The 15,420-nt window shown below is 59.1% G+C and carries 14 protein-coding genes; 6 read left to right on the forward strand and 8 right to left on the reverse strand.

Annotated features, from left to right (window positions below):
- Window positions 1-117 precede the first annotated feature (117 nt).
- The 3 genes from ASB66_RS19155 to ftsE all read right to left on the reverse strand — a co-directional run bounded on the left by ASB66_RS19155 (window position 118) and on the right by ftsE (window position 2,630).
- Complete coding sequence (locus ASB66_RS19155; protein ID WP_060718621.1) at window positions 118-828, reverse strand: YdcF family protein; 711 nt, start codon at window positions 826-828, stop codon at window positions 118-120.
- Window positions 829-901: 73 nt separating this feature from the next.
- Window positions 902-1,933 (reverse strand): cell division protein FtsX, encoded by a 1,032-nt coding sequence (locus ASB66_RS19160; RefSeq protein WP_060718871.1) that lies wholly within the window; start codon window positions 1,931-1,933, stop codon window positions 902-904.
- A gap of 37 nt (window positions 1,934-1,970) precedes the next feature.
- A complete protein-coding gene (gene ftsE, locus ASB66_RS19165) occupies window positions 1,971-2,630 on the reverse strand; it encodes a cell division ATP-binding protein FtsE (protein ID WP_060718620.1) in 660 nt (219 codons plus the stop codon).
- On the opposite strand from ftsE, the gene ASB66_RS26095 reads away from it, so the two are divergent.
- From ASB66_RS26095 to ASB66_RS19180, 4 genes are all read left to right on the forward strand, one after another.
- Window positions 2,630-2,938 carry a hypothetical protein gene (locus ASB66_RS26095; protein ID WP_147274056.1) on the forward strand — a complete coding sequence of 103 codons (309 nt, stop codon included), beginning with the start codon at window positions 2,630-2,632 and terminating at the stop codon, window positions 2,936-2,938. The two genes, ftsE and ASB66_RS26095, sit on opposite strands and share 1 nt — an antisense overlap.
- Window positions 2,913-3,602, forward strand: a complete 690-nt coding sequence (locus tag ASB66_RS19170; RefSeq protein WP_081089101.1) for a hypothetical protein — start codon at window positions 2,913-2,915, stop codon at window positions 3,600-3,602. Before ASB66_RS26095 ends, ASB66_RS19170 begins: the two co-directional genes overlap by 26 nt.
- A gap of 68 nt (window positions 3,603-3,670) precedes the next feature.
- Window positions 3,671-4,219, forward strand: a complete 549-nt coding sequence (gene hpt / locus ASB66_RS19175) for a hypoxanthine phosphoribosyltransferase (protein ID WP_060718618.1) — start codon at window positions 3,671-3,673, stop codon at window positions 4,217-4,219.
- Between the two features lie 333 nt (window positions 4,220-4,552).
- Window positions 4,553-4,912: a response regulator gene (locus ASB66_RS19180; protein WP_015917316.1), complete on the forward strand. Its 360-nt coding sequence runs from the start codon at window positions 4,553-4,555 to the stop codon at window positions 4,910-4,912.
- A gap of 105 nt (window positions 4,913-5,017) precedes the next feature.
- Here the strand turns inward: ASB66_RS19180 and ASB66_RS19185 are convergent, their stop codons facing one another.
- The 4 genes from ASB66_RS19185 to argH all read right to left on the reverse strand — a co-directional run bounded on the left by ASB66_RS19185 (window position 5,018) and on the right by argH (window position 10,880).
- Window positions 5,018-7,720 (reverse strand): TIGR02302 family protein, encoded by a 2,703-nt coding sequence (locus ASB66_RS19185; RefSeq protein WP_060718617.1) that lies wholly within the window; start codon window positions 7,718-7,720, stop codon window positions 5,018-5,020.
- Between the two features lie 188 nt (window positions 7,721-7,908).
- The gene (gene lysA / locus ASB66_RS19190) at window positions 7,909-9,180 is read right to left on the reverse strand and encodes a diaminopimelate decarboxylase (RefSeq protein ID WP_060718616.1); all 1,272 of its coding nucleotides are present in this window, start codon (window positions 9,178-9,180) and stop codon (window positions 7,909-7,911) included.
- Between the two features lie 10 nt (window positions 9,181-9,190).
- On the reverse strand, window positions 9,191-9,382 hold the full coding sequence (lptM, locus tag ASB66_RS19195; RefSeq protein ID WP_060718615.1) for an LPS translocon maturation chaperone LptM: 192 nt from the start codon (window positions 9,380-9,382) through the stop codon (window positions 9,191-9,193).
- Between the two features lie 94 nt (window positions 9,383-9,476).
- Window positions 9,477-10,880: an argininosuccinate lyase gene (gene argH, locus ASB66_RS19200; RefSeq protein ID WP_060718614.1), complete on the reverse strand. Its 1,404-nt coding sequence runs from the start codon at window positions 10,878-10,880 to the stop codon at window positions 9,477-9,479.
- A 24-nt stretch (window positions 10,881-10,904) separates the two neighbouring features.
- Between argH and tlpA the strand changes: the two genes are divergently transcribed.
- On the forward strand, window positions 10,905-11,567 hold the full coding sequence (gene tlpA, locus ASB66_RS19205; RefSeq protein ID WP_060718613.1) for a thiol:disulfide interchange protein TlpA: 663 nt from the start codon (window positions 10,905-10,907) through the stop codon (window positions 11,565-11,567).
- Window positions 11,568-11,607: 40 nt separating this feature from the next.
- Here tlpA and ASB66_RS19210 read toward each other — a convergent pair whose 3' ends face one another.
- Window positions 11,608-12,480 (reverse strand): 3-hydroxybutyryl-CoA dehydrogenase, encoded by an 873-nt coding sequence (locus tag ASB66_RS19210; RefSeq protein WP_060718612.1) that lies wholly within the window; start codon window positions 12,478-12,480, stop codon window positions 11,608-11,610.
- Window positions 12,481-12,908: 428 nt separating this feature from the next.
- On the opposite strand from ASB66_RS19210, the gene ASB66_RS19215 reads away from it, so the two are divergent.
- A complete protein-coding gene (locus ASB66_RS19215) occupies window positions 12,909-15,356 on the forward strand; it encodes a methyl-accepting chemotaxis protein (RefSeq protein WP_060718611.1) in 2,448 nt (815 codons plus the stop codon).
- Window positions 15,357-15,420 lie beyond the last annotated feature (64 nt).

Here is a 15,420-nt window from a genome sequence, read left to right on the forward strand (position 1 = left end):
AGAGATGGCCCTGCCTATACGAATTTTCCAATAAGAGGAAGATGGTTCGGTATCGCAGGTTTGGCCGCTGGATAATTCCTTAAACCGGTTGCGGTTTAAGGAGGAAATTATTTTGCTTTAGCTTTGGGAGGATTGCTGGGAGGTGCTGCCTGGGGTGCGAAGCCCCTGCCAATTGTCCCAGCCGCCGAGATCACGGGTATAGGCAATCAGGATCTTGGCATATTCCGACAGCAGCGTGCGCAGCGCATTGGGATCAGCATACCAGGCCCTGGTGCGCAAATCGGCGGTGACGACCGGATAGGGAATGAACTGGGTTTCATGATCTGTACGGCGCAGTTCCATCAGGCTGCGGCGCATGTGGTAATTGCTGGTGACGACCAGAACCGAGGAAAAGCCCTTGTCATGGATCCACTGGGCTGTTTCATTGGCATTGCCGATGGTGTCGATGGCGCGGTAGCCCATATCCACGCAGCAGGCAAATAGATCCGGTGAGCTTTGTGTCATTTTGCGGATGGTCGCGGGCGAAGTGGATGGATGGACACCCGAAATCAACAACCGCCGTCCGGATCCCTTGCGCAACAGGTCGACAGCCTGGTCGATGCGCTGATAGCCCCCCGTCAGCACGACGATGGCGTCAGCCTTGGGCTCAGCAGGCGGCATCATTGCTGTGACGTCATCGGCAAAATGCAGGAAGCCAGCGACAAGACAGGCCATCAACAGGAGAATGGCGTAGCCGCCATAGCGCAGCAGGCGGCGCAGCGGTGCCTGCCGATGGAATAGTTTGGCGGTCCGGCTGCCTCGATCCTTATCAGGGTCTGCTTGGCGCATTATCATTGCTCGTGGGTAATGGGACTGCATCGAGAATGCTGGTGCATCCTCGCATCGAGGACGTATAAAAAGATCATTCGGGTGGCAACCCGCCACTGCGGCTGGGGTCCGACCTGATCTGGTCGATTTCATAGATGGCGCGCATGACAGTCAACCTGGCCGTGACCGTTGTCAGCAGAGCAATAACGATCATCGTGGCGAAAATACCGAGATAGCCGGTAAAGCCGATTTCGAACCGGCCAAACAGGGCGGTGGCCTGATCGGCTTGCGGTGTGGCGAGCGTATTGTCCTGCCAGATGCTGGCCAGCGCGAACAGGCCAGCTGCGGCAAGCCCGCCGGCGGCAGAGCCCTTCAGGCTGATCTTCAGGAAATGCTTCTGAAATTCCCGTGCCACGAACAGGCTTTCGGCACCGACGAAATGCAGGACCTCGATAATATGCCGATTGCCTGACAAGGCACCGCGCGTTGCAAAAATCACCGTCAGCACCATGGCGGTAAACACCAGGATCAGCAGGCCAAAGCCAATCAGCACCGTGGTGCGGGCCATCGATACCAGGCGGTCCACCCAGGTGCGGTGATCATCAAGCGAGGCCTGGGGAATCTGCGAGGTCAGAAGATCGCGCATGGCGGCGAAGTCAGGCGGATTGTTCTCGTCAATGGTGACAATGACCAGCCGAGGTACCGGAAGGTCGTTGATATCCAGTCCGGTGCCGAGCCAGGGTTCCAGCAGGCGGGCCGTCGCGGCCTCATCGACGATCTGGCCGCTCTTGGTGCCGACGAAGGTCAGCGCCAGGTCCTTGGCTTTCGTCAAGGCCTCATCCATGTTGACAGTGTCGTCCGGCTTGATCTGGATCGTCACCTCGCGGGAGATCTGGCTTTGCCAGCTGGACGCCGTTCCCCGGACAATCGACACCGCGCCGAGCGTCAGGCAGGCGAGGAAGGCCATGATGGCAATCACCACCATCAGTGCATTGCCCTGGATGTTGGAGGGCGGCAGGATGGGGCCGGTGGGGCGCACCTGCATTTCCACCCGCCTTTGCGCCTTGGCTCTTTCCTGCGTCGGGGTCTTGGCCAGCGGCGGGCTCTTGGCCGGCGGCGGGGTCATGGGTATTTTTTTCGGCGGCTGCGGCGCGGACTTTTGATCATTCATAAATATCGAGCCGCCCTTCAGTCAGGATCATCCGCCGGGCGTCGACCTGGTCCATCAGGGCCAGATCGTGGGTGGCAATCACCACGGCGGTGCCAAGCCGGTTCAGCTCGAGAAACAGGCTGAGCAGGCGGCGCGCCATCGGTGCATCGACATTGCCGGTCGGCTCGTCGGCCAGCAGCACTTCGGGCCGGTCGATCAGCGCTCTGGCAATCGCGACGCGCTGCTTTTCCCCGCCCGACAAAATTGGCGGCAAAACATTGATACGCTCGCCCAGCCCCACCCATTTCAACAGTTCCAGCACATCCTGCTTATAGCTCGCCTCATCCTTGCCGCGCACCCGCAGCGGCAAGGCGACATTTTCATAGGTCGTCAGATGGTCGAGCAATTGGAAATCCTGGAAGACGATGCCGACCCGGCGGCGCAGCAAAGGCAATTCATTGCGCGGAATCTGGGTAATATCACGGCCGAAACTGCGAATCAGGCCACGTGTCGGTTTCAGCGACATGAACAGCAGGCGCAAAAGCGTGGTCTTGCCAGCTCCCGACGGCCCGGTCAGGAACTGGAAGGAGCGCTTTGGGATGTCAAAAGTCAGGTCGCGGAGGATTTCAGGCCCCATCCCATATCGCAGGCCGACATTTTCGAAGTGGATCAATGGATAAACCCGGGCTTGAGCCTGTTGACGACTGCTCAGTTCTTAACGGTTCCGGTTACCATTTGGTAAACGCCGCGCTGTCACGGCGTCAATCCGGCGATTTTTTACAAATCATTAACCATTCGAATTTACGACTTGGATGGATTGGTTTCAATGCCCCTTCGTATTCTATCGCATCTGGCTGGTGCGAAGCTGTCGATCAAGGGCGCTTTATCTCTGTTGAAGGCAAGCCGGACTTGGTTCTTTTCATCCAATGTCTGGACCTGCTGTGGCGAGGGTTCCATGAACGCATTCCGTTTTCGGCCTAAATATGTCGAACCCGATATCGATCTCTTGCCGCCCGAGCGGCCCTATCGCCCCATGCCGCGCCCCGGCTTCCGGCTGGCGGAAGATGTGAGCGATGCAAAATTCGTCACGGTCGGTGATCCCGTCGGCGCGCTACGAAGCCGAATCCAGGCGGAAATGAAGACCTCATACCGACCACAGGCGCCGGCAGCGCAGGGCGTGCTGCATGCTCTGGTCAATTATACGGTCCGGCATGTTGTCCGGTTGGAAAATCGCCTGGGGCAGCTATCGGAACGGTCTTTCACCTCGTTGATTGCAGCCCTTGCCGTGCTGATGTTCTTCAGCGCCGGTGGTTTTTGCTTGATTGGCGGCACGGAGGCGGTCCCGGCCAGAAACCCGCTCGACATAACCCATGTCAGCCTGACCCCGCAAACTGCTGGAGGCATGCCGGTCCTCTTGGTCAATGCGATTGTTGAGAATCATGCCGCGACGACGCAGGCCCTGCCGGATATAAGGGCGGATCTCTATTCGGATGGCCGCCTCATTGCCTCCACGCTGATTACCCCGCCCGCAGCGGAAATCGGTGTCGGCCATAGTCGCGGTATTGCGGCACGGCTGCGCCATCCTGGTGGAAAAAACCCGGAACTCAAGCTTTCCTTTGCACCTAAGGATGCCTCGCAATCCTGATTGTGCTATCGGCAGGGTGAAAGAAAAACCTGTCGCCTGAAGATCGGCAGCGAAATCCTGGAGACTCCATGCCTGTCGTTCGCGGAAAAAATATCGAGCCTTTGTTCACAGCCGAACAGATCGCCGCTCGTAATATCGAGATCGCCAAGGCGATTGTCGATGGTCCTTCCGAGGATCTTCTGGTGATTTCCATCTTGAAAGGCTCGTTCATCTTCGCCGCTGACCTTATCCGGGCGCTGCATCATGTCGGCATTGCGCCTGAAGTGGAGTTCATCACCCTGTCCAGCTACGGCACTGGCACGGTGTCGCAGGGCGTGAAGGTCATCAAGGATATCGACAGCGATGTCCGTGGCCGCAATGTTCTGCTGATCGACGATATCCTGGAATCGGGGCGAACCCTGCTGTTTGCCCGCACGCTGATGTATGAGCGCGGTGCTGCCAATGTCACCATTGCCGTGCTGCTCGACAAGAAGGTCAAGCGTCAGGAAGTGTGCGAGGCTGATTATGTCGGTTTCGAATGCCCGGATTATTTTGTCGTCGGCTATGGCATGGATGTCGCCCACGCCTTCCGCGAATTGCCTTTTGTCGGCGTCGTTACCGGCGATGCAACGTCATGATTTGCAATAAAATATATTGATTACAATTAGTTATGGTTTGAATGCCTTGTTGCGGCTGGCGTCCTGTAGCGGGACGGCGTCGCGGTTGTCGGGTAGAAACTGTTAACCATCCTCTCGTCTTGGCTGCCGGTTGTTTACCTCTCGCAAAGGAAAAACTGGTGATTTGCTTGGGTAATGACAGCGCCACGCATCCTCTATGATTCGGGGAGGGTGCTGTAACGGCGTGGATGCGTGAGCATTCACATGCCCTGGTACAACATGCCGCATGATGACAGCCGTCGATCGGGTTCGATCGAATGGTGATGTGGCAGGCTTCAAGATGGGAATGCGGATATGGCCAAGATACTGATTACCGAAGACGAAGATGCCCTGCGGTCCTTCGTTGCCCGGGCGTTGCGGCTCGACGGACATGAGACCCATGAGGCGGCTGACGGCGCCGAGGGTCTCGAAATGCTGGCCACCAGCAATTTCGATCTGCTGCTGTCGGATATCCGCATGCCGGTCATGGATGGCATCGAACTGGCACATCGCGCCCATTCGGATTTTCCGGGCCTGAAAATTCTGCTGATGACCGGCTATGCCGAACAGCGCGAACGGGCCGACGATCTGCTCGAAAAAATCATCGATGTCGTGCCAAAGCCGTTCGCGCTTCCCGATATCCGCAAGGCCGTAGCACAGGCTTTGACGGCCTGACGGGTTTCGGTTGATTTGCGACGTTTGCCCGGTACGGGGTTTAGATCCGTTCGGCGCTTGGCGTCGTGGACGTGAAGGGCGCGAGCGCCGCTCCCCGCCCTTCCATTACATGTCCAGCAAGCGCTCCAGATAACGGCGCTCTACCTCTGGGCTGGCATTATTGCCCAGCTTGTTGCGGATCGCATCGAGGATTTCGCGGGCGCGTTGCACGTCGATTTCGTCGGGGACTTTGACACGTTCGCCAAAATCCGGCCCGGTGGTCGACCGTGGCCGCCCCAGCGGGTCGCGACCGCCCTGATTGCCTTCGGCCATGCCTTGCCCTTGGCCCTGACCTTGACCCTGGCCGGGCTGCATGGCCTGCATCATCTGGTTCATCATATCGCGTGCCCCTTGGCGCAGGGCTTCCAGTGCCCGGCCCTGGCCTTGCACGGCCCGGTCGCCCTGGCTTTTACCGAGCGCTTCACCCGCGCCCTGCATTTCCCGGCCTGCCTGGCCGAAATTTTCCCCCGGTTTGATACCGAGCTTGCCAAGTCCGTCCTGAACGCCTTTCAACTGCTTGCCAAGCGCATCCTGCTGCTGGCGCAATTGTTTAAGCGCTTCGCGCAATTGTTCTGCGGTCATCTGATCCGGTGAGGAGGGATTTTCGCCGGCGCTGTCTTTATTCTGGTTCTGGTTTTGGCCCCGACCCTGGTTTTGCTGGCCATCAGGCGTCGGGCCGGTTGGCGGATTGTCCTGGCTCATGCCGTCACCGTCTTCGGGCTGAAGGTCATCGCCCATCTGCGACCGGCTCTGTAATTCCTGGTCCAGTTTGAAGGTCTGATCCATCAGCTTTTGCTGGTCCTGCATGATCTGACCAAGCTTGTCGATCTGCTTGCGCGCTTCGCTGGTTTGCTGTTGCTGCTGTGGATTGGAGCGCTGCGGGCGTCCGGCCTGGAGATTGTTCATCATCCGTTGCATTTCCTGCAACATCTGGCGGGCGGCATCCTTATTGCCGGAACGGGCCAGGTTCTCGATCTGGTTCATCATGTTTTCCAGATCGCGCTGGGTCAGCATTTTCTGAGCGCTCTGCTGGTTCTGCTGGCCGTTCTGCGGCTGCTGGCGTTCTGCAAGAGCCTTCATATAGTCCTGCATCGCCTGACGGACCTCGTCCATCAGCTTCTTGATCTCGGCATCGGGCGCATTGCGCTCCAGTGCCTCCGAGAGCTTCTGCTGCGCCTCGCTGAGCTTGCGCTCGGCCAGCGAAACATCACCATCATCGATGCCAAGGGCGATTTCCCAGAGATAATCCGCAGTGTCCTTCAAGGCTTCGGTGGTGCTCGCCATCTGCATGCGGGCATGGGCCGAGGAAATCAGCAGGTAATGGGAAAGCTGCGGAATGGTTTCATCGGCGCGCAGCGTCAGCGCTTCGTTGAGCGCCACGGCGCGGGGCATCTGCCGCGTGTCCAGCGCAAACACCTGACGCTGTTCGGCCACGGCAGCGGCCAGCGGTTCGGAGAAATTGCGACCGGGCAGGATCATCTCATGGGCTGGGCTGCGTCCCTCCTGGCCCAATCCGTCCTTGGCAATCAGCGTGATCCGCACCTTCTTTCCAGCCAGTGGATGTTCGGTCAGGTTGCGGCTCGATATGCTCTTGATGTCGCGGGCATTGCGGCTCGGCAGGTCCAGCTTGAACTCGGGTAGGGGATAGAGCGGGCTGGCCTGCGGGTCGGCATCCACAGGGACGATTTCGGCGCGGGCTTCCAGCAGGCCGTAATCGTCGCGAGCGGTAAAGCCGATTTCCAGTGCCCCGTTGACGGCACGTTTCGGAATGCCGTCAAAGGCGATAGTCGGGGCGTGGTCTGGAATGACCTTCAGCGGCCATTGCCTGTTACCAAGATCTAGCGTGCCGCTTTCACCCAAGGTTAGGGTCAGCGTCTGCGCGTTGGTGTCCGTCTGGGCTGGTGTTGGCGTGGCCGACGAGGCGGTGGGCGAGGGGCCGGGCGTGTTTGCCAGGTCGGCCTTGACCGGCTGTAAAGCGACTGCCGTTGCCCCGGATGCCGGTTTGAAGTCTGCCTGTTCGTCTCCACTGCTGCCGGTCAACCGAACAGTGACCACCGATTGGGCGGGAATGGCGATATCCTGGGTGCCATCGCCATTGCGTCCCGTCAGGAAAACAGGGGGACGGCCCGTATAGCCCGGCGGAGTGATCCAGGCATCGATGCGCAGGGTAGGGGCGTTGTCGTCCCTGTCTTGCAGCAGAAAGGCATCGGTGAGACGGCCAGCGCCATTCGAGCCGGAATAGGCAAAGGCCACCGCCAAAAGCAGCGCTGGCAAGGCGCGCAGGCCGAAGCGGTCGAAGCGGGCGATATCAGGCTTTGGTCGTCCGGCATCGAGCGTGGCGATCCGGGCTGCCATACGCCGTTGGTGCTCATGCCAGAGAGCGCGGGCGAAAGGCGTGTCGAAGGCCGGTTCCTCACCCTGTACGCCGATGGGTTGATGCGGCAGATGATTGCGCTCTTCCAGCAGCCGGTCTGCTTCGCTGACGTGTGGCCAGCGCAGACGGGCCAGAGGCAAAAGCGAGGCGAGAAAGCCAAAGACCAATAGGAAAACCAGCGGCCAGCGCAGATAGCTGGGTGCCTCGCGGAAAAAGCCGAGCCAGGCCAGCGACAGGAAAATGGCGGCAACCGAGGCTGGAAGCAGGAGGAGTGGCAGCAACCGCTCACAAAACAGCACCAGCCTTGCCGTCCAGCGGTTCACGGCCAGCCGGCGGGCCAGCTTCTGATCGCTGTTCAAAGCCCCTTGGCTCTTTTTCGTGCCGGAAGCGGTCATGGGCAGTCTCCGGTTTCCTGTCATCTCAACGCATAAAACTTGAAGCGCAACCAATACGGTTCACGACAGCATTGACGTGTCAGGATAGCATTGTTTGTGGCGAAGACGAGGGGCAGGCCCGGTGCAGGGGTGGTTTTTTCAGCCATCCGGGTAAATTGTGAACGCGATCTCCCGAAATGACGGCGTACTCAGGATGCCAGCCAATCGGGCAGGCTGTCCAACCGGATCATATCCTCATAGCTCGGCCTTGGCCGGATCACGTGGAATTGGTCGCCCTTGACCAACACTTCGGGAACAAGCCGTCTTGTATTATACGTGCTCGATTGCACGGCGCCATAAGCCCCTACCGAACCGATGGCGATCAGGTCACCGGGCCTTGGCATGCTCATTTCGCGGTCGAGCGCCAGATAATCGCCGGTTTCGCAGACCGGCCCGACCACATCGGCGCGGATGCGCGGGGCGCTGGCCGCAGACAGCAGCACCGGGCGAAGCTCGTGATGAGCATCATAGAGCGTCGGGCGGATCAGGTCGTTCATGGCCGCGTCGACGATGACGAAGGTCTTGTTGCCGCCGTCCTTCACATAGATCACTTCGGTCACCAGAATACCGGCATTGCCGACGATCAGCCGGCCCGGCTCGGCCACGATCCGGCAGTCCAGCGAGGCCAATTGCTGCTTGACGATCGCTGCATAGGCCGCCGGGTCGGGCGGCGGATTGTTGTCGTCTTTGTAGGGAATGCCAAGCCCGCCGCCGACATCGACGTGATCGATGACATGGCCTTCGGCCCGCAGCGCCGTCACCAGGTCGCGCAACAGCTTGAAGGCCTCGGCGAACGGCTGGAGATCGGTGATCTGGCTGCCGATATGCATGTCGATACCGGTGACCTTGATACCTTCGAGACTGGCGGCGCGGGCATAGACGGCGCGAGCTCGCTCATAGGAAATGCCGAATTTGTTCTCTTTCCGACCGGTGGAAATCTTCGCATGGGTGCCAGCATCGACATCCGGGTTGATGCGGAAGGAAACATGTGCCGTCTTGCCGGCTTTCAGCGCCCTTTGATTGAGAATGTCCAGTTCAGGCTCAGATTCGACATTGAAACAGTAAATGCCGACCTCCAGCCCCAGATCCATTTCCGATGGGGTCTTGCCGACGCCGGAAAACAGGATGCGGCTGGGGAGAATGCCAGCTGCCAGCGCCCGGCGCAATTCGCCTTCGGAGACCACATCGACGCCCGCGCCCAATTGACCAAGTGTTTTCAACACTGCCTGGTTGGAATTGGCCTTGACTGCGTAACAGACCATGGAATCGACGCCGTTGAAGGCCTCGGAAAACACCCGGTAATGGCGCTCCAGGGTTGCGGTGGAATAGCAATAGAAGGGTGTGCCGACCGCCCTGGCGATCTCTGGAACGGACACATCCTCTGCATGAAGAATGCCATCGCGATACTGGAAATGGTTCACGATGCACCTATCACAGAAGTGGATCGAGGAAGAATTTCTTCTCCGGCACCTTGGTCTGGGTTGGCGCGTCCGCCTTGTTCTGCTGGGCTACCGGCGTGCTCGGCTTGTCCAGATCGCCCTTGCGGCCGCAGCCGGTGACGACAATGCTGGCGGCACCGAGCAGGGCGGCGGAAATCATCAGTCTTCGATAGGAAACAGCCATAATATCCTGTCCAACGTGGTGGTGGGCCTATGTCTAGCCAAAAACCGGGCTCTGTGCATCCCGATTTTTGTGATGGATCGATCGGGTTTGACGATCAGTTGCGGCTACGCCACCATTTGATCTGCTTGCGCACCTCGTCCGGTGCCGTGCCGCCATAGCTTTTGCGGCTGGCGACCGAAGCTTCCACCGTCAGGACCGAATAGATATCGGCGGTGATGGCGGTATGAATGGCTTGCAAATCCTCAAGCGGCAGATCGGAGAGATCGCAGCCTTTTTCCTCCGCCAAGGCCACTACCCGGCCCGTGACATGATGGGCGTCGCGGAAGGGAAGCCCTGCCTCGCGCACCAGCCAGTCCGCCAGATCGGTGGCAGTGGAAAAACCGGAGCCAGCCGCGGCCTTCATCCGGTCGGCCCGCACAGTCATGTCGCGGATCATCCCGGTCATGGCGGCCAGCGCCAGTTCCAGGCTTTCCGCAGCGTCAAAGACCTGTTCCTTGTCTTCCTGCATGTCCTTGGAATAGGCGAGCGGCAGGCCCTTCATGATCGTCAGGAGCGCAATCAGCGAGCCGTTGATCCGGCCCGTCTTGGCGCGCACCAGTTCGGCGGCGTCCGGGTTCTTCTTCTGCGGCATGATCGAGGAGCCGGTCGAAAAGGCATCCGAGAGCCGGATAAAGCCGAATTGCGGCGTTGACCAGATGACGATTTCTTCCGCCAAGCGCGACAAATGCACCGCCGAAATGGCGGCAATCGACAGGAATTCCAACGCGAAATCGCGGTCCGACACGGTATCGATGGAGTTGCGGGTTGGTTCGCGGAAACCGAGAGCCTTGGCGGTCATGTGGCGGTCGATGGCATAGCCGGTGCCGGCAAGGGCAGCCGCGCCGATTGGGCTTTCATCCAGATGTTCGATAGCGTGGCGCACCCGCTGGCGATCCCGGCCGAACATTTCCACATAGGCCATGCAGTGATGGCCGAAGGTGACTGGCTGGGCCGTCTGCAAATGGGTAAAGCCGGGCATGACGGTGTCGGCATGTTCTTCGGCACGCTCGAGAAAGGCACCGATCAGGTCGGTCAGCAGGCTTTCGGCTTTTTGCAGCTCTTCCTTGACCCAGAGGCGGAAATCCAGCGCTACCTGGTCATTGCGTGAGCGGGCGGTGTGCAGGCGACCGGCGGCGGGACCGATCAGGTCGGCCAGCCGTGCCTCGATATTCATGTGAATGTCTTCAAGCTTGCGGGAGAAGGTGAATTGTCCAGCTTCGATCTCTGACAAAATCGTGTTCAACCCGGTGACGATCTTGTCTTTGTCTTCGCCGGAAATAATGCCTTGATGCGCCAACATGGTGGCGTGGGCAATCGAGCCGCGGATATCCTGGGCATAGAGCTTCTTGTCGAAACCGATCGAGGCGTTTATCTCCTCCATGATGGCCGCAGGGCCGGAGGCAAAACGGCCGCCCCACATCTGGTTGGAGGATGTCGTGTCTTTGGTGTCCTCGGCCATGCTCAATAGATCCTGGAGACGTCGATGACGAAAAAAAGACCGCTGGGACTTCCTTCCGCCAAGCTGATTGCGTTTGCGGCGATTGCCGGTGTGTTGGCCGGCGCGGTTGCGGTATACGTGAAGGAGACGGGGTCTGGCAATGGCTCTGAAATCGCAGCCGCCCAAGGGTGTGAGACGGCGGCACAGGCGATCAAGACGCTTGACCCGTTGATCAAGGGCCAGGTTGCCGCCGTGGTGGCGGCCAATCCGCCGCGCCCGATTACCGGCCTTACCTTCAAGGATGCCAGCGGCGCCGACAAGAGCCTCCAGGATTTTAAGGGCAAGCCGCTGCTGGTCAATCTCTGGGCGACCTGGTGCCTTCCCTGCCGGGAGGAAATGCCCGCCCTCAATCGCCTGCAACAGGCCAAGGGTGGCGATACATTCGAGGTTGTGGCGATCAATATCGACAGCGGTAGCGACGAAAAGCCGAAAGCCTTTCTCAGTGACAACGGCATCGATCATCTCGGCTTTTACCGCGACAGTTCCATGGGCGTCTTCAATGCGCTGAAAAAACAGGGCCTGGCTTTCGGCCTGCCGGTGACGCTTGTGCTTGATGGCAAGGGTTGCCTGCTCGGCTCCATGAATGGCCCCGCCGTTTGGGATAGCGAGGATGCCAAAACCCTGATCGACGGGCTCAAGACACTTTGATCTCGTCTTTTATCGATCCGGCTTTAGCCAGCCCGAACCTTTACCGTGTCGGAATCGGGATTTCGCCGCGGTAATCATAGAAGCCTCGGCCGGATTTGCGGCCGAGCCAACCGGCCTCGACATATTTGACCAGCAGCGGGCAGGGGCGGTATTTGCTGTCGGCCAGGCCGTCATGCAGAACCTGCATGATTGACAGGCAGGTATCGAGACCGATGAAATCGGCGAGCTGCAAAGGCCCCATCGGATGATTGGCGCCGAGCTTCATCGCCGTATCGATGGCTTCGACCGAGCCGACGCCTTCATAGAGCGTGTAGATCGCCTCGTTGATCATCGGCAGCAGGATGCGGTTGACGATGAAGGCGGGAAAATCCTCGGCGACGGTAATCGTCTTGTCCAGCGACCGCACGAAGTCCTTGGCGGTCTCGAAAGTTTTTTCACCGGTGGCGATGCCGCGCACCAACTCCACCAGCTTCATCACCGGCACCGGGTTCATGAAATGGATGCCCATGAAGCGTTCCGGGCGATCGGTAGATGCCGCAAGCCGGGTGATGGACAGCGAGGAGGTATTGGTGGCGAGAAGCGCTTCCGGCTTCAGCACCGGGCAGATCTGGCCGAAAATCTTGCGCTTGACGCTTTCATCCTCGGTGGCGGCCTCGATCACCAAGTCCACCTGGGCAAGATCCTGTACGTCGGTGACGCCGGAAATGCGGGCCAGCGCCGCCTTGCGTTCGCTATCCTCCATCTTACCATTGGCAACCTGGCGCGCCATGTTGCCGTTGATGGTGGCAAGCCCGGCTTCGATCCGCTCCTTGCTCAGGTCATAAAGCGTGACATCGTAGCCGGAGAGCGCCGATACATAGGCAATGCCGCAGCCCATCTGTCCCGCGCCGACAATTCCAACATTCTTGATCATCACGTCTCCCATCCCTGCCTTCGGGCGTCAGTAGCGCCCGCTTCCCATGTCGCTGCCGGGCCTTAAGCCTTGCAAGCCGTGGCGCGCACGGATTGTCTCTATGGCTCATCCGGCGCGTCCTGGCCGACAGTGATAAAGCCATGTATCGCCGTTTTCCAGTCCTGATCGCAGTCCGTTGTTTTATTCCTGCCGCCGCCTGGCCCTCAGCCCCGGGATTGTCCCGCTCCTGTTGGCGGAGCAGCTAGCGCTATCCCCAGCGCTTTAGGGTTATTTTAAGCCGCAACCGCTAAGCTTGCAGAAGGGTAGCGTGGCTTTTGCGGTCAAAGCCATAAGGATAACGAGAGCGCACTGACATTTTGTTTTTGCATCGATTTTTTGAACTTGGCAGACGCCACCGTTTGGATCGATGCCCTAGGGGGAGAAATCGCATGCGCATTGCGCGTAAGTTGCCATTGTTTGTCTGTTTGATCACGATTTTGTCGATCGGAGCAGCCAGTTGGGCCACGTTGATTCAAAGCTCCACCCTGGTCAAAAAAGAAGTGATGCAGAAGCTGGAGGCGACGGCCGACGGTCGACGCAACGAGGCCAGGCTTTATTTCGAAAATCTGGTCACCAATCTGCGGGCTTTTTCCAGCGTTGCCACGACGGGTGAGGCTCTTTACAAGTTCAAGGCGGACTGGCGCTATCTGGGCGAAAAGCCACGCGATGCCCTCGTTGATCGCTACATCACTCAGAATCCCAATCCGGCCGGGCAGCGATTGCAGTTGGAGTCGGCCCGTATCGATACCTACGACAGCAACCATGCCAAGTTTCATCCTCTTATGCGCATGGCTTTGCAGCAATACGGCTATGCGGATGTGTTCCTGATCGATCCGAAGGGCAATATTGTCTATTCGGTGCAGAAAAACGATGAATATGCAGGCAATGTCGGCGATGCAGCGCTGAAAGATGGACCTTTGGCCCAGGCCTATGCCCAGGTCGCCAAGAGCGACGACCGGCAATTCTATGCGCTGTCCGATTTCACCCTCTATGGTCCGTCGCGTCAGTCGGTGGCGTTTCTTTCGACGCCGCTGTTCATGGGCGATATCAAGATGGGTGTGCTGGTCGTCGCCATTCCCTCGGAACGACTGACGGCAATGTTTTCCAACCGGACAGGGCTTGGCGATACGGGTGAGACCATTCTCCTCGATTCCAATAGCATGATGGTCAATGATTCCGCGCTAACAGGTGAAAAGGATTCTCTTGTCACCAAGGTTGCTGCACCGATGCTGGCCGATGTCTTGAAGGGTGCCAAGGCGAGCGGTCAGATCGATGGCTATCGCAATATGGTGAGCTATGCGGCGGCCATTCCCTTGTCCTTTGCCGGTCATAACTGGGCTGTCGTCGCGCTGATGAGCGAGAATGAGGCGCTGGCCAATGTCGCGCATTTGCGTGATATCGTCCTGTTGATCGCCGCCGGTCTGCTGGTTCTGGCGATTACCGGCGCGGTTCTGTTTTCCCGTTCGCTGACTGGACCGATCAACCAATTGGTCGACAGCATGAAACGGCTGGCCGATGGCGATACAGGCGTGACGCTGGTTGGTGAGAACCGGGCCGATGAAATTGGCGATATGGTGCGGTCCGTGGCGATCTTCCGCGATGCGGCCATCGAGAAGGGGCGGTTGCAATCTGCCGCCGAACAGGATCGGCAGACATCGGAGGCCGAGCGACTGGCCCGCGAAGCTGCCCGCAACGAGGAAACCGCCCGGCTTCAGCAGGCGGTTGATATTCTCGGCGCCGGTCTGCAACGGCTTGCCGCTGGCGACCTGACGACCACTATTGAAACGCCGTTCATGGAAGGCCTTGACCGGCTGCGCACCGATTTCAACGATTCGATCCGGCGGTTGGCCTCGACAGTGCGCCAGCTGTCCGGCAGCACCGGCTCGATCAACGGCACCGCGACCGGAATGGTCGCGGCAACACATGACCTGTCGCGCCGCTCAGAGCAGCAGGCCGCGGCGATTGAGCAGACATCCGCCGTGATCAACCAGATCATGGAGGCCATCCGCACATCTACCGAGCGCGCCGAAAATGCGAGGCGCATGGTGGCGGATGCCAAGACCTCGACCGAACGCTCAGGAGCGATTGTTGGCTCTGCGATCGATGCCATGGGGCGGATCGAAGAAGCATCGCAGGCCATTTCGCAGATCATCAATGTCATCGATGAGATCGCCTTCCAGACCAATCTTCTGGCCTTGAACGCTGGCGTGGAAGCGGCCCGTGCGGGTGAAGCAGGCAAGGGCTTTGCGGTCGTGGCCCAGGAAGTGCGTGAATTGGCGCAGCGTTCCGCCGGTGCCGCCAAGGAAATCAAGGAACTGATCAGCAAGTCCGGCGATGCGGTGAAAAGTGGTGTCGGGTTGGTGCGCAATACCGGTGACGCGCTGGGCGATATTGCCGGTCAGGTCGTACATATCAACGAGGAAATCTCGTTTATCGCCACGGCGGTCGGCGAACAATCAGAAAGCGTGCGGGAAATTTCCACGGCGATCCGTCAGATGGAGGAAACCACCCAGCAGAATTCCCAGATGGCAGACCGGACCAATTCCGATATGTCGCGTCTGACCAGCGATGCTGAAGCATTGTCCAATCTGGTGTCGCAGTTCAGGGTCATGGATGGTGAGATCGTTCCCAACCCGGCAGCCTCTTCCTATCGTCCTGCATCTTCGCAGCGACCGTCTGCCCCCAATGCCCGCCAAGCCGTCAGGCCAGCCGATCCGGTCAGCAGCCGTCCTGCCGCTTCGCCTGCCCGCGCCTTGATGGGTAAGCTGGCGGCTGGGTTGAAGACCGGCACTGGCTCGCCCGCCCCAAGCGGTGGCAATAATTGGGAAGAGTTCTGATCACTCTCCACTGTCCAAATAGTCCCTGAAAAGCAAAAAGGCCGCAGTGATGCGGCCTTTTCTG

The sequence above is a fragment of the Gillisella vitis genome (genome assembly GCF_001541345.2).
Classification (GTDB): Bacteria; Pseudomonadota; Alphaproteobacteria; order Rhizobiales; family Rhizobiaceae; genus Allorhizobium; species Allorhizobium vitis.